The organism is Virgisporangium aurantiacum, assembly GCF_016863635.1.
Classification (GTDB): Bacteria; Actinomycetota; Actinomycetes; order Mycobacteriales; family Micromonosporaceae; genus Virgisporangium; species Virgisporangium aurantiacum.
This window is the reverse complement of the sequence record NZ_BOPG01000062.1, coordinates 1-19,014: the sequence shown is the minus strand read 5'-3', so window position 1 is coordinate 19,014 and position 19,014 is coordinate 1. Positions and strand designations below refer to the sequence as shown.

The window sequence follows — 19,014 nt, the reverse complement described above, 5'->3', positions numbered from 1 at the left end:
TGCCGGGATCGTGGTGTTTTGCGGCGCTTTCGTAGGCACCACAACTGCAAGATCGACTCACCCTGAGGCGCGGTCGGGCCGGGGCGGGAGGGATTCATCGGGATCGAATTGTTGACGGATCAGCCTGGAGGGGGAATGCTCAGAGAGCGCTCTCGCGACCGGTCGATCTCGCCGTCCCGGTCGCGGGAGCCGCTAATTGTCACGGTTCGCCCGCCCGAGGAGCGTGACCATGAGGGTCTTCCGCTACCTGCTCGCGCTCGTGATCATCCTCGGCGGGGCGCCGGCCGCGGCACAAGAGGCTTCGACCATGGGACGAACGAGCCTGCGCGCCGCCGATCCCAGCGTGATCCGCGTGGGCGGCACCTACATCTCCGCCCAGTCGGCCGGTGGCGGGATCCACGTGCGGCAGGCGTCGTCGCCGGACGGGCTGGCGTCGGTCGCCTCGCGGCAGGTGTGGGCGGACACGCGCAACCTGGGCGAGGTGTGGGCACCGGAGATCGCGCAGGACGGCGGACGGTACTACATCTACTTCTCGGCCGGACGCGGCGCCGCGCACCGCATGTACGTGATCAGCTCGGCGTCGCCGGACAGCGGATACACGAGCGAGACCCGGATCGTGACGCCCGACGACAAGTGGGCCATCGACGGCGCGATGTTCGTCTTCAACGGGCAGCGGTGGTTCGTCTGGTCGGGCTGGGCCGGCGACACCAACGTCGAGCAGAACATCTACCTCGCCCGCATGTCGAGCCCGACCACGACCACCGGCGGGCGCTTCGTCATCTCCCAGCCGCGGGAGTCCTGGGAGCGGGTGGTCGGCAACCCGTACATCAACGAGGGTCCCGAGCCGATCCGCGATCCCAACGGTCAGCTGCACATCGTGTACTCGGCCAACGGCAGTTGGAGTTCCCAGTACTGCCTCGCCGACCTGCGGCTGCGGGCCGGCGGCGACCCGACGTACGTGTGGGACTGGTACAAGTCCAACGGCTGCGTCTTCGGCTCGAACCGGGCCACGATGATGGCCGGCTGGGACCCCACGCTCTACGTCGACGGCCCCGGCCACCACACGTTCGTGCTGCTGCGGGGCGACATCGCCACCAGCCCGCCGGCCGGGCCGCGGTTCCCGTTCATGTACCACGCGGTGGCGAAGGGTACCCCGTACACGTGGGAGAACCGGTACTGGTACACGGGAACGTTCGTCTGGTGGGGCAACAGCACGTACCGGCGTGCCAACGTGCCCGGTGCCAATACTGATACCGGGTTCAGTATCAAATTCTTCGAGTGACGTCGATATCATGCGACGATGCGACGGCGGTGGACAACGTTCGGAATCGTGCTGGTGCTCGCCACGCCCGCGTATCCCGCGCAGGCGGCCCGGCCCGAAGGCGCCAGGGATTTCACGGTCTACGGGTTCAGTCAGTCCGATGTGGACCAGGAGGATCCGCAGGTCTACCGGTTGAAACCCGACACCACGGTCCGCGCGATCGGCAAGTGGTCGACCAGCGGCGACGAGCCCGGCGACTACAACTTCGGGCAGATCGCGCGGTACCACGCGCAGGGCACGGCGTTCATGGGCAGCGGCACCGCGAGCATCATCTTCCCGCAGGACTTCGCGTCCACCGAGATCTTCGACGACATGTCGACGCGCGACGCCAACGGCGATCCCGTGCCGCACGACGAGTTCGGGTTCCCGATTCCTGCCCGAAGAGGCAACATCTTCAACCCCGCGTACCGCGCGTACCTCCTCGGCTGGGCGAAGATCCAGCTCGACGGCGGCGTCGACGGCATCAACCTCGACGAGGTCAACGGCGGCTTCAGCGGTGGACAGAAGTACGGCTTCAACGGCAACGAGGGCTTCGACGACTACACCATCGCCGACTTCACCCGGTACCTCCTCGCCAAGTACCCGGATTACACGGGTGCTCTGTGGGCGTCACATTTCGGAATGACCACCGACAACCTGCCGCGGGCCGACGTGCCCGCGGCCGATCTGGCCCGGAATTTCAACTACCGCACCTATCTCCGCGCCAACGGCTGGAACCTCGATCCGCTCAACGCCGCCAATCCGCTGGCAAAAGAATGGGGACGGGTGACCGCGAACCGGATGTACGCCGGCGACACCTCGTTCACCGCCACGTACCTCCGCCGGTACTGGAAGTCCATTGTGGACGAACTGCGCCGCTATGCCCGGCGCCCCATCCTCATCAGCTCCAACGGATTGTGGCCCTACGTCGACTTCAACAGCGTCGGCCTGTACCCGTGGAACCCCGACGAGCAGACGCCCGACTTCCGCGGCGCCGACTACGTGCCGGTGGTCGACGGCCATCTCAACGGAGCCAAGTCGTTGCAGGCCAACTATCAGTATCTGAAGCGGACCAGCAACGAGATCGCCGGCGACGTTCCGGTGGCGGTGTTCATCGACTGGCCCAACGACATGATGACGAACTACCTGAACCTGCCGCTCGAGGAGCGCAAGGACTACTGGCGCATCTTCGGCGCCGAGGCGTACGCCAACGGGCTGTTCCCGGCCTTCCACCTCAAGGACACCGTCGGCAGCCCGACCGCGGAACAGTTGGGAATGCTCGACTTCCTCACCACCTACAGCCAGTTCTACAAGGACCACCGGCGCATCTACCGCGACAACGTGCCCGCGCCGCAACCGGTGCGGGTCGGCACGCCGAACGTGTCGGTGAGCCTGCTGGGAACCCGCCTGAAGACCGTGCATCTCGTCAACCACAACTACAACCGGGCGATCGTGCCGCAGACCGGTGTCACCGTGGGCGTCGACCTGCCGTCGTGCCCGCGTCGCGTCACGCTGGTCTCCCCCGACCGCGCGGGATCGCGGACGCCGGCGTCGACCTGCCGCCACGGCCGGCTGTCGGTGACGGTCGACCGGCTCGACTACTACAGCGTGATCGTGCTGGGTTGACTCTCCCACCGTGGCAGGGTGCAGAGTCGCGCCCATGGACCTGACTGATCTCGCCCCGCACGGGGTGGTGGTGGCGCGAAAGGACGCTGTCGTCGCCGAGTGGTACGGCACCGGGCCGGACTTCTCGTGGGGCGAGCCGCACGGCGTGGTGGAGTTCGGGCCGGAGACGTTGCACGACGTGCGTTCGGTGACGAAGAGCGTCGTGGCGCTGCTGTACGGGATCGCGCTCGAACGGGGGCAGGCGCCCGCACCGGACGAGCCGCTGCTGCGGCACTTCCCCGAGTACCCGGACCTCGCCGCCGACCCGCGCCGGGCCGCGCGCACCGTCGAACACGTGCTGACCATGACGCTCGCGTTCGAGTGGGACGAGAGCGTGCCGTACACGAGCCCGGCCAACAGCGAGATCGCCATGGAACTCGCCCCGGACCGGTACCGGTTCGTGCTCGACCGGCCGATCACCGGCGAACCGGGGCGGGAGTGGTCGTACTGCGGCGGCGCGTCGGCGTTGCTGGGGCGGCTCATCGCCAAGGGCAGCGGGATGTCGTTGCCGGACTTCGCGCGCGAGTCGCTGTTCGGGCCGCTCGGCATCGACCGGTTCGAGTGGATGGCCGGCGACGACGGCGAGCCGTCGGCCGCGTCGGGGCTGCGGTTGACGCCGCGCGGACTGGCCCGCATCGGGCAGGTGATTCTCGGTGACGGGCTGGGCGTGGTCCCGTCGACGTGGCTCGCCGAGGCGCTACGGCCTCGCATACCGATGAGCGCGACCATGCACTACGGCTACCAGTGGTACCTGACCTCGACCGGTCCACATCGGACGGTCGCCGCGATGGGCAACGGCGGGCAACGGTTGTTCGTGCTGCCGGACCTCGACCTCGCCGTGGCCGTCACCGCCGGTGGCTACGACGCGGCCGACCAGTCGGCGGTCCCCGACGCGGTGCTGGCCGAGGTGCTCAGCCTTCCCAGGGAACCTGGGCGGACCGGTAGAAGTTGACGCCCTGGGCCGCCAGCCGCGGGCCGTGCGCCGCCAGGCGGCGCCGGAAGTCGGGCCAGTCGTGGGTGGCCCGGGGCGACCAGCCGAGCTCGGCGAGCGCGGGCAGCCGGGGGAACGTCATGTACTCGACCTGGTCGAAGCGCTCCACCGTCTCCGTCCACAGTGGACCCTCGACACCGATGACGGCTTCCTTCGGTAGCCCGTCGATCAGGGTCTCCGGGTCCCAGCCGTAGGACTTCTCGACGTCGGTGTGGCCGGCCCAGTCGAAGCCGATCGGCGTCTCCGGGGTGTACTTCATGTCGAGGTACGCGTGCTTGTTCGGCGACATGATGACCGGGTTGCCGCGGGCGGCCGCCTCGACGATGAGGCGGTCGTCGGTGCCGCGTCCCCAGTACTGCGCCACCGCCGACGCCGGCGGGGCGGCCCGGAGCATCTCCTGCCAGCCGACGACGGTCTTGCCGTGCGCGGCGACCATCGGCACCACCCGCTCGACGAACCGCAGGTATTCCTCCTCGGGCGTCGCGTGCGTCTCGTCGGTGCCGATGTGCAGGTAGGGCCCCGGGGTCAGCGCCGCGAGCTCACCGAACACCTCGTCGACGAACCGGTAGGTGATCTCGCGGTCGGTGCACAGCGAGCTGAACCCCTTGGACTTGCTGGTGCCGGTGTACAGCGGCAGGGCGACGCCGTCGCGCGTCAGCTCGGCGTACGACGCGAGCGCGGCCGTCGTGTGGCCGGGCACGTCGATCTCCGGAACCACGGTGATGTACCGGCTGGCCGCGTACGCGACGATCTCGCGGTACTGGTCCTGGGTGTAGAAGCCGCCGGGTCCGCCGCCCATCGCGGTGGTGCCGCCGTGCTCGGTCAGCCGGGGCCAGCGCCGGATCTCGATCCGCCAGCCGTGGTCGTCGGTGAGGTGCAGGTGCAGGTGGTTCACCTTGTACTGGGCGACGAGGTCGATGAACCGCCGCACCTCGGCGACGGTGAAGAAGTGCCGGGAGACGTCGAGCATCACGCCCCGGTACGCGTAGCGCGGCCGGTCGACGATCCGTCCACCCGCGACAGTCCACTGTGTACCGGTGGCCGGGAGCAGTTGGCGGAGCGTCTGTACGCCGGCGAAGAGATCCCCGGCCGTGGCGGCACTGAGCTTTACGCCCTGCGGGTCCACATCCAGGCGGTAACCATCTTCGCCCCCTCCCACGCTCAGCTCGATCGACCCGGGCGTCGGGTCGGGCACCACCGGGACGGCGTACCCGGTGGCGGCGCGGAGGATTTCGGCCAGGTACCCGGCGACCGGCCCGGCCTCGTCGACGGCGACGATCGCGGTGGCGGCGGTGAGGTCGAAGTCCGCGCCGGGTCGGGGCTCGGCGGAGACCGGGGCGGGAATGACGGTCAGCATGCGGGACATGGCTTCTTCACCGTTCGTCGGGCGGCAGCGGGGTGGTGGTGGGTACGGCGGCGACCGGCGTCCCGGACGGGTCGCGCAGGGGCTCGAGGTCGTCCAGGGGGAACGCCGGAATGCCGGTCACGTCGTACCTCATGCTCGCCGGGGTTGACCTTGGCCACCCTACAATCCCCGCGACGGACGTCTATGCTGATCTCCCATGACTGGCAGTGAGCCCGGCACCGATCCCGTCACCCGGCTCAACAGCGAGGTGCCGCACGGCGCCCGGATCTGGAACTACTGGCTGGGCGGCAAGGACAACTTCGCCGCCGACCGGGCGGTCGGCGACCAGGTCCGCGACGTGTACCCCGACGTGGTCAAGGTGGCGCGGGCCTCGCGGGAGTTCCTGGCCCGCGCGGTCGGGTACCTGGTCACCGAGGCCGGCATCCGGCAGTTCCTCGACCTCGGCACCGGCCTGCCGACCGCCGACAACACCCACGAGGTGGCGCAGGCCGCGGCGCCCGAGTCGCGGATCGTGTACGTCGACAACGACCCGCTGGTGCTGGTGCACGCCCGCGCCCTGCTGACGAGCAGCACCGAGGGCGCCACCGACTACGTCGACGCCGACGTGCGTGACCCGGACGCCATCATCGCGGCGGCCGGCGAGACGCTCGACTTCACCAGGCCGGTCGCGGTGATGATGCTCGGCATCCTCGGCAACGTCCCCGACGAGGACGATCCGAAGGGCCTCGTCGACCGGTTCATGGCCGCCGTGCCGTCGGGCAGTTACGTGACCATCAACGACAGCGTCGTCACCAGCGAGACCCTCGACGCGCGGCGCGTAGCCAACGACTCCGGCGCCGACTACCACCTGCGCACCCCGGCGCAGATGGAAACCTTCCTCGCCGGACTCGACCTGGTCGAACCCGGCGTGGTGTCGACGCCGTTGTGGCGCCCCGAGCCCGGTCCCGACGGCGAGTTGCCGGCCGCGCTCAACGTCATGTGCGGCATGGCCCGCAAGCCCTGACGCCCCGTCACCGCCCTCCCGACCGGATCTGGTCGACGATCCCCCGGTCGGTGATCGCGCCGTCGGCGGCGAGCATGATCGCCTTGGACAGGATCACCGACAGCGTCGGGTCGTCGTCGAACGGGAGCCACACCTCGCCCGTGCCGCGCCCCGGCACGATGCACAGGTACGCGTCGTCGGGCTCCATGAGGATGTTGGCGGAGCCCAGGTGGATCCGGTACGTGCGCAGCGTGCCCCGTACACGCAGGAACCGCTCCTGCAGCTCGCACCGGTCGCCGATCGCCAGCTTCGGCAGGATGCGGGCCAGCACGTCGCGGCGGACCTCGGCCCGGGCGGTCAGCCCGCCGACACTGGCCTCCGCCCAGTAGGGGAAGAAGCGGTGGTCGCCGCGGTCGACCCACGCGTCGTCGGTGCCGATCGAGGTGACGCCGACGAACAGGTCGACGTCGCGCATCGCCTCGCTGAACACCCGCGGCGGCACCTCGGCCAGCGCTGCCCGGTCCCAGACCGCCCCGTCGCGACGGGCGAACCGCACCTGGTCGGTGACGCAGTGCTCGACCGTGTAGTGCGGCGCCACCGGCTGCCCGGCCATCTCGTGGAGGAACGCCGCCCGCCAGCCGCCCGCGAACTCCTTCGTCGCCTCGCCCTCGTAGCCGCCGTCCCAGGGGCCGAGGTAGTCGGCGTGCCAGCCGCGGGTGCGGAAGAGCGCGTTGGCCTGCCGGTAGCGCAGGATGTGCGCCGCGAACCGGTTGGAGTACACGTCGGTCTGCCGCTCGGCCGGCGTGAGCAGGTAGATCTCCCGGAACGCCTGCTTGAACGGCTGGCGCAGGCCGGCCGCGGTCACGTGGTCACGCCACCCGACGACCTCGTCGACGGGAGCCAGCACCGGATGCCACAGCCGCACCCGGCCCGCGTCACGCTCGGCCAGCGTCCATCCCGCCCCGCCCCGGACGGGTATGCCGCCGACCCCGTCGACCTGCCAGATCAGGCGTCGGCCGAACACCCCCGTGACCGGGTGCTCCAGGTAGCGGGTCACCCAGTCGGCGAAGTCCCAGTCCCGGTCGGCCGACAGCAGCGCCTCCACCCGCGCGCGCTCCGCGGCCAGCGTGCCGCCGATCTCCTTGACCACCGCCTTGACCTTGGCGAGCAGCGGTGCCGGCCGCACCGCCGCCGGCACCCCCTTGAGCGACCGCCCGTCCTTCTCGAACCGCAGCGCCGCCCTGCCGTCGCCGACCTCGACCACGGCCGTGTACCCGTCGATCTCCCACGTGCGGCGCCCGTCGCGGTCGAGGCCGTGGTCGTCGACGGCCAGTTCCAGCACCTCGCCGGGCTGCCAGCCACGCAGCGCCCCGAGCCGGGCGAGCCCCGCGTGGACGCGCGTGAGCAGCGCCTTGTTCTTCACGCCGAGCGACAACCGGCCGAGCACCCGCACCGGACCGTCGCCACCCCGGCCGGCCAGGATCTCCACCGCCGCGGCGGCGGTCTTCGGCGCGTACGGATAGCCCCGCGACGCCCGGTCGGCGTCGCCCGCCGCCTGCGCCACCTCGCCGATCAGCGCCGTCGCCGCGTCGGACGGGTCGCGGTCCAGCGCGCACACCAGCCCGCGCAGCAGCCCGTCGGTGTCCTGGTGCACGTAGCCGCCGTACGCGACGAACCGCCGCAGGACCGCCCGGGCGGCGTCACCGGCCGACGCGAACAGCGGCTCCGCGGCCGCGGACCACTTCGCGGGCGGCACGGGCCGCGTCAGCGACGCCGCATGCAGCAGAAGCTCCGGGACGCCCGGAGCGGCGAGCACCTCGGCGAGGTCTTCCCGGGCGGCGGGCCCGAACGCGTCGCCGGCGTGCAGCAGGTGCCACGGCACCGGGCTGACGACGAGCCGGCCCAGGCCCTCGCCGATCCGGTCGCCGAGGTCCCGGCGGTCGTTCGGCTCGACCCCGCTCACCGTGAGCTCCGACAGTGCCCCCGACAGCACCTCGCGGAGGCCACGGAGTGACCCGCCGTCGAGCCGGGACGCGGCCGCCGCGGGCAACTGCCACACCGACGCGTCGTCGTGGCGGGCCTCGCTCGCGGCCAGCAGGTGCAGGCTCCACACCAGGTCGGCCCGGTTCCAGGCGGCGCCGTGCCGGGCGAGCAGGTCGATCGCCCGACCGTGCGGCCGGGCCCACTCCGACCCGGTGCGTACCGCGTCGGCGTGCAGCCGCAGCGCGGCCAACCGGCGTTTCTCCCGGGACCAGACCTTCGTGACGCGCTTGACGTCGGTTTCGTCGGGCCGGTACCGCACCGCGGCCAGTGCCCGCCCGGCCGCCTCGCCGGCGTCGGCGACCAGCCGCTCGTACTCCTCGCGAACCGCCTCACTCAGCGGCGGCAACAGCTGAATCCAGCTCGACATGCGACCCTCCCCCGTCGGTGTCGACGGGGGAGATGATGCCGCACGGCTACGACAGTTTCAGCGGTCCAGGCGGTTCAACGCGGTGCGGGCGTTGATCTGCTGCACGGTCGAGATGCGCTCGGACCGGCCACGGCCGAGGAAGCTCACCGTCCAGTGCATCAGCGTGGTCACCTTGTTCTTGAAGCCGATCAGGTAGAACAGGTGGATCACCAGCCACAGCAGCCAGCCGAGAATGCCGCCGAAGTGCAGCTTGCCCAGGTCGGCCACGGCGTGGAAGCGGCTGATCGTCGCCATGTTGCCCTTGTCGAAGTACTTGAAGGGCTTGCCCTCCGGCTTGCCGGCCAGGCGTCGCTTGACGGTCTTCGCCGCGTAGCGCCCGCCCTGCATCGCGACCTGCGCCACGCCGGGAAGGTCGGAGGCGGCCATGTCGCCGACCACGAAGATCTCCGGATACCCCGGCACGGTGAGGTCGGGGCCGACGCGGATCCGGCCGGCCCGGTCGGTCTCCACGCCGGTGGACGCCGCGATCCGCGTCGCCAGCGTCGGCGCCGCCACCCCGGCCGCCCAGATCTTCGTGTTCGCCTCGATGCGCTCCCCGCCCTCGGCCGTCTTGACCTCGACCCCGGTCGCGTCGACGTCCACCACGCGCGTGTTCAGTCGCACGTCGACGCCCATCTTCGTCAGCTGCTTGCGCGCCTTCGCCGACAGTGACGGGTCGAACGCCGGCAGCACCCGGTCGACCGCGTCGATGAGGATGATCTGCGCCTGGCTCAGGTCGGCGTGCCGGTACTGGCCCCTCAGCGCGCGGTGCGCCAGTTCGGCGATCTGCCCGGCCATCTCGACGCCGGTCGGACCGGCCCCGATGAGCACGAACGTGAGCCAGCGGCGCCGCGCCTCCGCGTCCTCCTCCAGGTCGGCCATCTCGAACGCGTGGAAGATGCGGCTGCGCAGTTCCAGCGCGTCGTCGATGTTCTTCAGCGACGGCGCGTGCTCGGCGAAATGCTCGTTGCCGAAGTAGGAGTTCTGCGCGCCCGCGGCCACGATCAGCGAGTCGTACGGCACCGTACGGTCTCGCCCGTCGGGGCTGCTGACCAGCACCGTCTTCGCTTTCGCGTCGACGTCGGTGACCCAGCCGAGCCGCACGTCGAGGTCGCGCCGCCCCTTGAGGATCTCCCGGATCGGCGGCGCCACCTCACCCTCCGAGAGGATGCCGGACGCCACCTGGTACAGCAGCGGCTCGAACAGGTGGTAGGTGGTGCCGCTGATGAGCGTCACATCGGCTTTTGCCCCCCGGAGCGCCTTGGCCGCGAAGAGCCCGCCGAAGCCCGATCCCACGATGACCACTCGATGCCGATCTGTCATGTGTCAAGGACGCCACACGCCGATGGCCCGTGACAAGTACATGGCAGAATGCGCGCGGCATCACACCGTCGGGATGGGACAACCATGGACATCGCCGCGTTCTACGCCGTCGTCGCCGGCGTGAACTTCACTCTGCTCGGCCTGTGGTGGGTCGCGGTCCAGGACAAGGTCGACATGCGCGACGCCGCCGCACGACGGATGGCCTACGTGGTGGCGCTGCAGTTCATGGTGCCCGGCACCGCGTCGCTCATCTCCCAGGTGGCACCGACGGTCACCACCATCTGGCGGATCACGTTCACGCTGGCCGGCCTGGCCGGCGCCGCCGGCGTGCTGCTGGTGGTGCCGGTGCTGCGGAAGGCGTCGTCGCGGGGCGCGGCCACCTTCATGCTCGGCGCCGGCCTGCCGCTCTATCTCCTGGTGACGCTGGTCGCGGCCGTTCCGGGCGTCCACGAAGTGGTCTCCGACAAGCTGACCGGTCTGCAGACCGAGGCGATCCTGTTCAGCGTGCTGGTGCTGCTGAGCGTCCAGGTGGCCTGGTCGGTGGCGATGATCCCGAAACCCGCCGACGACTGAGCCGGCTACCTGGGTGCGGCCGGCGCCACCGGGGAGACGTAGCCGATGAAGTCGCCGTTGAACCCGCCCTGGTTGATGTCGTGCTTGGCGATCCGGTCACCGACGTTGCCCGAGATGATCTGGACGCCCGACGCACCGACCTCCACGATCACGCCCACGTGGTAGGTCGAGGTGGGGTCACCGTCGTCGTCGAAGACGGCCACCGCACCCGGCCGGATTCCGGCCAGCGTCGGATGCCACGTGCCGTGCCGGATGCCGTAGGTGCGGAAGCTCTCGGTGGACGCGTTCAACCCGCTGACGTTGGCGCCGGCCATCCGCCACACGTACTTCGCGAAGTCGGCGCACCACGCCTCCGACCGCCAGCCGTTGGCGCACCCGGCACCGGTTCCCCAGTACCCCGCGTAGAAGTTGCAGTTGGATCCCGATGGCACCTCCACGTTTCGTGATGTGTCGAGCAGTTGCTGGTAGGCGATGAGGCGCGCCGCGTCGTGCACCGGCGACGCCGCCACCGCGGCTCCGCCCGGCGCCACGAGCACCGCGCACGCGGCCAACCCCACAACCACCAGCAGACGACGAAATACGAATCCCATGTGTCGATTCTTCGCCGAGAACAGCCGCTCGAATGTTAGGAATATGTTGATTCGCCGCGCCGGTCACATCGTCACGTCCCCGCGAACCAGGGCCTTCGCGACGACCGTGCGCAGGATGTCGTTGGTGCCCTCGCCGATGCTCATCAGGATCGAGTCCCGGTACAGCCGCTCGACCTCGAACTCGGTGGAGTATCCGTAGCCGCCGTGCACCTTCATCGCGTCGATCGCCGCCTCCAGGGCGATCTCCGAGCAGAAGATCTTCGCCATGCCGGTCTGCGCGTCGGCCCGGCCGTGGCGAACGGCGTCGGCCGACCAGTACGTCATCAGGCGGGCCGCCTGCAGGTTGGTCGCAAGCGTCGCGAGCTTGAGCTGGATCGCCTGGAACTCCGCGATCGGCTGCCCGAACGCCTTCCGCTGCTTGGCGTACTCCAGCGCCAGTTCGTGCGCCCGCTGGGCGATGCCGACCGAGCGCGCGGCGATGTTGACCCGTCCCCACTCCAGCGCCGACAGCGCCTGCTTGAGCCCGGATCCCTCGACGCCGCCGAGCAACCGGTCCCTCGGGACCCGCACGCCGTCGAGCACGACCTCGCACGACTCGGTGCCCTTGTACCCCAGCTTCGGGATGTCGCGGGAGACGGTGAACCCGGGCAGCGACTGCTCGATCAGCAGGATGCTCATGCCTGTGTGCGCCGGCTTCGCGGTCGGGTCGGTCTTCACGAGCACCGGCAACGGATCGGCGTACCGGGCGTTGGTGATCCACATCTTGGTGCCGTTGACGACGTAGTGGTCGCCGTCGAGCCGCGCGGTCGTCCGGATCCCCTGCAGGTCGGTGCCGGCCTCGGGTTCGGTGAGCGCGATGCCGGTGCGGCGCCGGCCGGTGGAAAGGTCGGGCAGATAGTCGCGCTTCTGCTGGTCGGTACCGTGCGTCGCGATCATCCGGCACGCGAGCGAGTGGCTGCCGAGAATTCCGGCGACGCCCATCCAGCCGCGCGCGATCTCCTCGAACACCACCGCGAACGACACCGGGTCGAGGTCGAGCCCGCCGTACTCCTCCGGGACCGTGATGCCGAACAGGCCCATGTCGGCCATCCCGGCGACGATCTCGGCCGGATACCGGCCCTCCCGCTCCCACTCACGGGCGACGGGGATGATCTCCCGGTCCACGAAGGACCGGAGCAACGACCGGAACTCGCGCTGCTCGTCGGTGAAAGCGAAGTCCATGGACGCCTCCTCAGGTCGTGCGCGCGTCGGGTGGTCTGTCACCGAACGCACCGGCCGCGCGCAACGCGTCGACCGCGGCCCGCACCGGCGACGCCAACTGGCGCAGCGTGCGCGTAGCGCGGGTGTTCGGTGGTGACGACGAGGCCGCGGGCCGCGGTGTGCCCGTCGGCCAGCGCCGCCGCGACGTCGTTGACCGGTCCGCACGGGATGGACGCCGCGTACAGCTCGCGCAGCCACTCGTCGACGGTGCGCTGCCGGAAGATCTCGGCGAGTTCGGCGGGCAACGGCCCTGCCCGCTCGCGTCGCCCCGTGAACGTATGCTCCACTGTGGACGCCCGATCACCCGCGTCCAGAACTTCTCCTTGGCCACGCCGACGACCAGCCAGCCGTCCCTGGCCTCGAACACCTGGAACGGCACCAACGACGGCTGCGCGGAGTGCCGCGTGCGCGCCGGTTCGAAGCCGGCGTTCAGGTGCCACGTCGCGACGTCGGTGAGCATCGACACGGCCGTGTCGTAGAGGCCGACGTCGCAGTCCATGCCGACGCCGTCCCGACGGGCGGCGTGCACCCCGCGAGCAGCGACAACGCGGCGACGAACCCACCGGAGTAGTCCACCATGGACAGACCCGACTTCGTGGGCGGTCCCGCGGGCCCGCCGGTGAGGTCCATCCACCCGGCCAGGCCCTGCACGTAACGGCCGACGTCGCCGCCGACCCGTGGGTCCTCGACCTTGATCACCTGCTCGACGGCGGCGATCCGGAGGTCCGCGAGCGGTTTCATTCGTCCGCCTCCGGGGACATCGGAACCTGTGCCTCCGGGAAGATGCCCTCGACCTGCTCGGCACCCGTCTTGTAGACGTAGAACGTGCGCTTGAACGAGCACACCTCCGTGGCGTCCTGGTTCAGCGCGCGGGTGCGGACCGTGACGATGCCCGCATGCGGACGCGTCCCCGATTCCCGCTTCTCCAGCACCAGCGACTCGCTGTACAGCGTGTCACCGGCGAACACCGGGTGCGGCAGCTTGATGTCGTCCCAGCCGAGGTTCGCGAACGCGTTCTGGGTGAGGTCGGTGACGCTCTGGCCGACCGCGATCGCCAGCGTCAGCGTCGACACCACCAGCGGCTTCCCGAACTCCGACCGGGCGGCGTACTCGGCGTTGAAGTGCATCTGGTTGGTGTTCATCGTCAGCAGCGCGAACCAGGTGTTGTCGGCCTCGGAGATGGTGCGCCCCAGCGGGTGCCGGTAGACGTCCCCGATCTCGAAGTCCTCGAAGAACCGCCCGGTCCAGCCCCGCTTCAGCCCCATCGACCCGTCCCCTTCTTTGTCCGACATTTTTTGTATCGATGTTCCACCGACGGTGAATGCGTTGTTCCACAACGCGACCGAAAACTCTGATCTTAAGTCCGCGTTGCCGCGACGACGCCCGGAGTTCAATCGGCCCGCGGTCAGATCTGCTCGTACGCCTGCCGCACCGTCGCCAGGTGCTTCCGCATCGCGTTCTGCGCGCCCTCCACCTGCCCGGCCTCGATGAACGAGCAGATCTGCGTGTGTTCGTGGTCGATCCGGGACCAGTACTCGGCCGGCATGTCGTGCTCGGCAGTACGGGCCTGGAGCACCCGGAACACCGGCTCGATCATGATGCCGAGCAGCTGGTTGCCGGTCGCGTCGACCAGGACGCCATGGAACGCACGCTGCTCCTGGAACCTGGTGCCGCGCAACCGGGCCTGCTTCTCCCGTTCCACCGCCTGACGCATCTCCACGACGTGCCGCTCCTCCCGACGCAGCGCCGCGTAACCGGCCGCCGGCACCTCCAGGCACTCGCGGGCCTCCAGCAGGTCGTCGAGCGAGATGTCCTTGGCGCCGGACATCAGGCCGAGACTCATCTCCAGGTAGTCGCTGACCTGGTTGGACTGCACCCGGGCCACGAACGTGCCGCCGGTGGTGCCACGCGTGGTGCGGATCAGGTCCTTCGACGCGAGCACCCGCAGCGCCTCCCGCACGGTGCTGCGGCTGACCCCGAAGATCTCCGACAGCTCGATCTCCGTGGGCAACCGGTCGCCGGACGTCAGCGATCCGTCGAGGATCCGGTCGCGGAGCTGGTCGGCCACCTGCTGGTAGGCCGGACGTACCCGGGTGACACCCAGTTCCTTGGCCATGGTCACGTCGGAGCTCCTTCTTGGCCGGTGCCTTCCGTTGCGAACACCCACCGTAGGGCATCCGCCGAACCGGCCGCACTCTCGGTAGCGAGCCCGAGCCGCGATCATGGCGGTCCTTCCGGTGTCTGAACACGTGCGGATCCCGTGCGGCGCCGCTTTCTTCGTGCGACCGGCGTTTCGTCCACTGTGGACGATCACCACTCCCCGTTAACCGGTTCTGCCCCGGTGGCCGGCCACATAGGGTGATCACATGCAGCTCACTCCCCACAGTCCGGTCGACGGCGTGTACCCGGCCACCGACGACTACGTGCACGCGATGGAGGTCCGGGGCGCGGAACGCCTGCTGTTCGTGGCCGGCACCATGGGCCTCGACGCGACCGGCACGCCCGGCGCGACGCTCGCCGACCAGTTGGACCTGATCTGGGCGAACATCCGCACCATCCTCGCCTCGGCGGGCATGACCGTCGACAACGTCGTACGGCTCACCAGCTACCTCCGTGACGCCTCCTTCGCCGAGGCCAACGCCGCCGCCCGGGTCAAGGCGCTCGGCGGCCGGGCGGTGCCGACCACGGCGATCGTCGCCGAAACGCTGGTCAGCGACTGGCTGGTGGAGATCGAGGTCATCGCCGCCGCCTAGCCATGGCGCTGCCTCCACCGGATACGCTATTGCGAACCGTTCGCAACAAGGTGCGGGCATCGAACCTCCCCGGGAGTGCCGCCGTGACCATCCGACGGTCGCTGTTCCTGCACGCGCCGCTGCGACGGAAGCCGCACGACGTCCTGACGCACATGCTCGACCTGGTCGACGCCGACACCCCCGCCGACGGCCCCGACGGCCCGGTCGCGGTGCTGGAGCGCCGCATCGCCGCCCTGCTGGGCACGGAAGCCGCCCTGTTCTTCCCGAGCGGCACGATGGCGCAGCAGGTGGCGCTGCGCATCCACGCGGAGCGCCGCGGCCGGCGGGCGTTCGCCGCGCACCCGCAGACCCACCTCCAGGTGTGGGAGAAGCTGGGTTACCAGGTGGTGCACGGGCTGCGGTTCCACCCTGCCGGTGACCGGCACCGGCTCATGACCGGCGACGATCTCGCGGCGGTTGCCGAGCCGCTCGCCGCGGTGGTGTGGGAGCTGCCGCAGCGCGACATCGGCGGCCAGCTGCCGGACTGGGACGACCTCTGCGCCCAGGTGTCGGCCGTTCGGGACCGGGGCGCGGCCGCGCATCTGGACGGCGCCCGGCTGTGGGAGGCACAGACCGGGTACGGCCGTCCCCACGCGGAGATAGCGGGACTGTTCGACACGATCTACGTCTCCCTCTACAAAGGCCTACAGGGAATCCGCGGCGCGGTGCTGGCCGCCGATCAGGTCACGATCGCCGAGGCCGCCGTCTGGCGATCACGACTGGGCGGGTCGATACCGGACGCGTGGCCGCTCGCCCTCGCCGCGCTCGCCGGTCTCGACACCCTGCTGCCGCGGATGCCTGCGTTCCGCGACCACGCCGTGGCGATCGCCGCCGCCATCAACGCGGACGGCGTGGCTCACGCGTGGCCCGATCCGCCGCCCACGCCGATGTTCCACGTCCATCTACCCGCGGCACCGTCCGATGTGGAGCGTGCCGCCGCCGGTCTGCTCGCCGAGAGCGGCATCCAGGTGTTCGGCTACCTTCGGTCGGCGCCCGATCCCCTCCGGTGCAGCTTCGAAATCAGCGTCGGTGAGAACGCGATGGAGTTCAGCCCGAAGGAGGTCGTCGGCCTCGTTCACCGTCTACTGCCGGAATCGCGACCACGGTAACCCCGCGCGCCGGGGAGCGAATCCACCCAGGGGATGACAGTCCTGGGGTCGATGCGTGCCGTCACGCGCGCCGGCATCGTGTCGGGCATGACGCACACATTCGAGCGAAGCCCGCCACGGTGACCGTGGTCCCACCGCCCGTCGTGGAACTGCGAGGTGTCGCCAAGTGGTACCGGCGGTCCCGGCCGATCCTGCGCGACGTGCATCTCGCTGTCCGTCCCGGCGAGGTGGTCGCGGTGCTCGGCGGCAACGGCGCCGGCAAGTCGACGCTGCTGCGGATCGCCGCCGGCCTCTCCCGGCCCAGCACCGGCCGGGTCACGGGAGGTCCGCGACCGATCGGCTACGTGCCCGACCGGTTCGCGGCGCATCAGCACATGTCGGCACTCGGCTACCTGACCCATCTCGGGCGGATCCGGGGGCTCGGCGGGAGCACCGCTCAACGGCAGGCGGCCCGGTTGCTGGAGCGGCTGGCGCTCGTCGGCGGCGGCCGGTCGGCGTTGCGCACGTTGTCGAAGGGCAACACGCAGAAGGTTGCCCTGGCGCAGGCGCTGTTGGTTCCGCCCCGGCTGCTGTTGCTCGACGAACCCTGGGCCGGGCTCGACACCGCGGCCGGCCGGGTGCTCGGCGACCTGATCGCCGGCGTCGCCGCTGCCGGCGGTGCGGTCCTGTTCACCGAGCACCGGACGGAACTCGTCGCCGCCACGGCCACCGCCGTCCTCGAGATCGCCGACGGCCGGATCCACCCGGGAGGGCACCGATGGGCGCGTTGACCTGGTACGTGTTGTGCCTCCTCGGTCGCGGCCAGACCTACGTTCCGCCGCTGCTGCTCTACACCGCGGCGGTCGTCGTCCTGACCACCAACGACCTCGGGCCGCTCGTCGGCACGTACGCCGCCTGCGCGCTGACCCTGTTCGCCTGCCTCGTCTGGCTGACCGTCGCGGTCGTCAACGCGCAGAGCCCCACGCAGCGGGCGGTCACCACCGTGGCGGCCGGCAATGACCGGCGGGTGCTCCTCGCCGACGCGCTCGCCGCGTCCGTCCTGTGTGGACTGTTGAGCGTGGTCGGGCTGGTGTACCCGGTGTTCAGCGGCGAGCACGACGTGACGGCCGACGCGGTCGTGGTGGGAGCGCTGGCGCAGGTGACGTGCGGTGTCACCGGTATCGCGTGCGGGCTGCTCTGCTCGCGGCCGGTGGTCCCGCGCGCCGGGTACGCCGTCGTCCTGGCCCTCGGACTCACCGGTACGGTCGTCGTCGCCGCGCTGCCGCCCGTGGGCCCGGTGGTGCGCCTGCTCGGCCGCGACGAGGACCCGGGCCGGATGCTCGCTCCGCTCGCCGGGTACGCGGGCGCCGCCGTGGCCCTGCTGGCGGTCGGCTTCGTGGTCACGCTGACGGTGTCTCGGCGCCGCTCCTGATCAGGCCGCCCTCGTACGCCGCGATGACCAGTTGCGTACGGTCGCGGGCGTCGAGCTTGGTGAGCAGGTGCCGCACGTGCGACTTCACCGTCGCCAGGCTGACCTTCAACCGCTCGGCGATCTCCGGGTTCGACAGACCACGGGCGACCAGCACCAGAACCTCGCACTCGCGGTCGGTGATCCCGGCCAACCGGGCGCCGAGTTCCGGCCCGCTCACCAGGGAGGGTTGGTGATTGCGAACGAACTCGTCGACGAGGCGGCGGGTCACCGTCGGCGCGAGCAACGCCTCGCCGGCCGCCACCACGCGTATCGCGGTGAGCAGGTCGGTCGGCGGCGTGTCCTTGAGCAGGAACCCGCTCGCGCCCGCGCGCAGCGCCGCGTACACGTGGGAGTCGAGGTCGAACATGGTCAGCATGAGCACCCGGACGCCGGCCGTTTCCGGGGCGGCGCAGATCTGCCGGGTTGCCTCGATGCCGTCGAGGTCGGGCATGCGCACGTCCATCAGCACCACGTCGGGCCGGGTGGTGCGGGCCAGCTCCACGGTCGCGCGGCCCGTGTCGGCTTCGCCGACGACGGTGAGGCCCGGGTCGCTCTCGATCAGCACGCGGAAGCTTCCCCGCAGCAGGGCCTGGTCATCGGCGACGAGCACCCGCGTCGGCGCCGGGGCGACGGCCACCGGCTGGGCGGACGGCGGGGTCGACGGCAGACCGGCCGCGGACGGGTTCACCGGACGGCTCCGTACGGGAGCTGGGCGGCGACCCGGAATCCGCCCGTCGGGAGGCGGTCGGTGGTCAGGGTGCCGCCGAACAGGGCGACCCGCTCGCGCATGCCGATCAGACCGTAGCCGGGCGTGATCTTTCCGCCGAGGGCGCGACCGGGACCGCGACCGTCGTCGAGAACCTCCACTGCGACCTCCCCGTCAGCCGCCCGAACGGTGATCCGGCACGCGGCCGGTGCGGCGTACTTCGCCGCGTTGGTCAGGGCCTCCTGGACGATGCGGTACACGGTCAGGCCCAGTGCCTCCGGCAGTTCGTGGACGCCGTCGAGCCAGGTGGTCACGCGGAGGCCGGCCTGCTCGGCCTGCTCGGCAAGGCGGTCGAGGTCGGCCAGGCCGGGTGCGGGCGCCAGGCTTTCGGGAGCCGGGTCGGCCAGGGTCGGGCCTGTCGACCCGCCCGGCCCGCGAGGGACGCCCGACCCGCCGGA

19 protein-coding genes and 1 pseudogene are annotated in these 19,014 nt (G+C 70.6%); 9 read left to right on the top strand and 11 right to left on the bottom strand.

What is annotated here, in order from left to right:
- Nucleotides 1–229: 229 nt before the first annotated feature.
- Genes Vau01_RS42550 through Vau01_RS42540 form a run of 3 tightly spaced genes read left to right on the top strand, consistent with a single transcriptional unit; the run spans nt 230 to nt 3,917 of the window.
- Nucleotides 230–1,282, top strand: a complete 1,053-nt coding sequence (locus Vau01_RS42550) for a glycoside hydrolase family 43 protein (protein WP_204005720.1) — start codon at nt 230–232, stop codon at nt 1,280–1,282.
- A gap of 18 nt (nt 1,283–1,300) precedes the next feature.
- Nucleotides 1,301–2,926: a hypothetical protein gene (locus Vau01_RS42545; protein ID WP_204005719.1), complete on the top strand. Its 1,626-nt coding sequence runs from the start codon at nt 1,301–1,303 to the stop codon at nt 2,924–2,926.
- A 34-nt stretch (nt 2,927–2,960) separates the two neighbouring features.
- Complete coding sequence (locus Vau01_RS42540; RefSeq protein ID WP_204005718.1) at nt 2,961–3,917, top strand: serine hydrolase domain-containing protein; 957 nt, start codon at nt 2,961–2,963, stop codon at nt 3,915–3,917.
- Here the strand turns inward: Vau01_RS42540 and Vau01_RS42535 are convergent.
- On the bottom strand, nt 3,877–5,322 hold the full coding sequence (locus Vau01_RS42535; protein WP_204005717.1) for a beta-N-acetylhexosaminidase: 1,446 nt from the start codon (nt 5,320–5,322) through the stop codon (nt 3,877–3,879). The genes Vau01_RS42540 and Vau01_RS42535 overlap by 41 nt on opposite strands.
- 7 nt (nt 5,323–5,329) lie before the next feature.
- Nucleotides 5,330–5,455, bottom strand: a complete 126-nt coding sequence (locus Vau01_RS64810) for a hypothetical protein (protein ID WP_275424006.1) — start codon at nt 5,453–5,455, stop codon at nt 5,330–5,332.
- Between the two features lie 63 nt (nt 5,456–5,518).
- On the opposite strand from Vau01_RS64810, the gene Vau01_RS42530 reads away from it, so the two are divergent.
- Nucleotides 5,519–6,325, top strand: coding sequence for an SAM-dependent methyltransferase (locus Vau01_RS42530; RefSeq protein WP_204005716.1), 807 nt, complete (start codon nt 5,519–5,521; stop codon nt 6,323–6,325).
- 7 nt (nt 6,326–6,332) lie between these two features.
- Here Vau01_RS42530 and Vau01_RS42525 read toward each other — a convergent pair whose 3' ends face one another.
- Both Vau01_RS42525 and Vau01_RS42520 read right to left on the bottom strand, forming a co-directional pair.
- Complete coding sequence (locus Vau01_RS42525) at nt 6,333–8,714, bottom strand: DUF4132 domain-containing protein (RefSeq protein ID WP_204005715.1); 2,382 nt, start codon at nt 8,712–8,714, stop codon at nt 6,333–6,335.
- A 57-nt stretch (nt 8,715–8,771) separates the two neighbouring features.
- Nucleotides 8,772–10,049 (bottom strand): NAD(P)/FAD-dependent oxidoreductase, encoded by a 1,278-nt coding sequence (locus tag Vau01_RS42520; RefSeq protein WP_373320386.1) that lies wholly within the window; start codon nt 10,047–10,049, stop codon nt 8,772–8,774.
- 111 nt (nt 10,050–10,160) lie between these two features.
- On the opposite strand from Vau01_RS42520, the gene Vau01_RS42515 reads away from it, so the two are divergent.
- Complete coding sequence (locus Vau01_RS42515; RefSeq protein ID WP_204005712.1) at nt 10,161–10,649, top strand: hypothetical protein; 489 nt, start codon at nt 10,161–10,163, stop codon at nt 10,647–10,649.
- Between the two features lie 5 nt (nt 10,650–10,654).
- Here the strand turns inward: Vau01_RS42515 and Vau01_RS42510 are convergent, their stop codons facing one another.
- The 5 genes and pseudogenes from Vau01_RS42510 to Vau01_RS42490 form a co-directional block, all read right to left on the bottom strand.
- A complete protein-coding gene (locus Vau01_RS42510) occupies nt 10,655–11,239 on the bottom strand; it encodes a CHAP domain-containing protein (RefSeq protein WP_204005710.1) in 585 nt (194 codons plus the stop codon).
- A gap of 63 nt (nt 11,240–11,302) precedes the next feature.
- Nucleotides 11,303–12,460 carry an acyl-CoA dehydrogenase family protein gene (locus Vau01_RS42505; protein ID WP_204005708.1) on the bottom strand — a complete coding sequence of 386 codons (1,158 nt, stop codon included), beginning with the start codon at nt 12,458–12,460 and terminating at the stop codon, nt 11,303–11,305.
- Nucleotides 12,461–12,498: 38 nt separating this feature from the next.
- Nucleotides 12,499–13,129: pseudogene (locus Vau01_RS65420) on the bottom strand (CoA transferase).
- A 107-nt stretch (nt 13,130–13,236) separates the two neighbouring features.
- A complete protein-coding gene (locus Vau01_RS42495) occupies nt 13,237–13,764 on the bottom strand; it encodes a MaoC family dehydratase (protein WP_204005706.1) in 528 nt (175 codons plus the stop codon).
- Nucleotides 13,765–13,904: 140 nt separating this feature from the next.
- Nucleotides 13,905–14,615 carry a FadR/GntR family transcriptional regulator gene (locus tag Vau01_RS42490; RefSeq protein WP_239152296.1) on the bottom strand — a complete coding sequence of 237 codons (711 nt, stop codon included), beginning with the start codon at nt 14,613–14,615 and terminating at the stop codon, nt 13,905–13,907.
- A gap of 250 nt (nt 14,616–14,865) precedes the next feature.
- Between Vau01_RS42490 and Vau01_RS42485 the strand changes: the two genes are divergently transcribed.
- The 4 genes from Vau01_RS42485 to Vau01_RS42470 all read left to right on the top strand — a co-directional run bounded on the left by Vau01_RS42485 (nt 14,866) and on the right by Vau01_RS42470 (nt 17,811).
- On the top strand, nt 14,866–15,252 hold the full coding sequence (locus tag Vau01_RS42485) for a RidA family protein (protein ID WP_204005703.1): 387 nt from the start codon (nt 14,866–14,868) through the stop codon (nt 15,250–15,252).
- Between the two features lie 83 nt (nt 15,253–15,335).
- Entirely contained in the window at nt 15,336–16,400 is a 1,065-nt protein-coding gene (locus Vau01_RS42480) for a threonine aldolase family protein (protein ID WP_239152295.1), read from the top strand.
- 119 nt (nt 16,401–16,519) lie between these two features.
- On the top strand, nt 16,520–17,170 hold the full coding sequence (locus Vau01_RS42475; protein ID WP_204005701.1) for an ATP-binding cassette domain-containing protein: 651 nt from the start codon (nt 16,520–16,522) through the stop codon (nt 17,168–17,170).
- The gene (locus Vau01_RS42470; RefSeq protein WP_204005700.1) at nt 17,158–17,811 is read left to right on the top strand and encodes a hypothetical protein; all 654 of its coding nucleotides are present in this window, start codon (nt 17,158–17,160) and stop codon (nt 17,809–17,811) included. The genes Vau01_RS42475 and Vau01_RS42470 overlap by 13 nt, the downstream gene beginning before the upstream one ends.
- Here the strand turns inward: Vau01_RS42470 and Vau01_RS42465 are convergent.
- Complete coding sequence (locus Vau01_RS42465) at nt 17,780–18,487, bottom strand: response regulator (protein ID WP_204005721.1); 708 nt, start codon at nt 18,485–18,487, stop codon at nt 17,780–17,782. The genes Vau01_RS42470 and Vau01_RS42465 overlap by 32 nt on opposite strands.
- A gap of 47 nt (nt 18,488–18,534) precedes the next feature.
- The coding region (locus Vau01_RS42460) for a sensor histidine kinase (RefSeq protein WP_373320385.1) at nt 18,535–19,014 on the bottom strand (480 nt) is incomplete at its 5' end.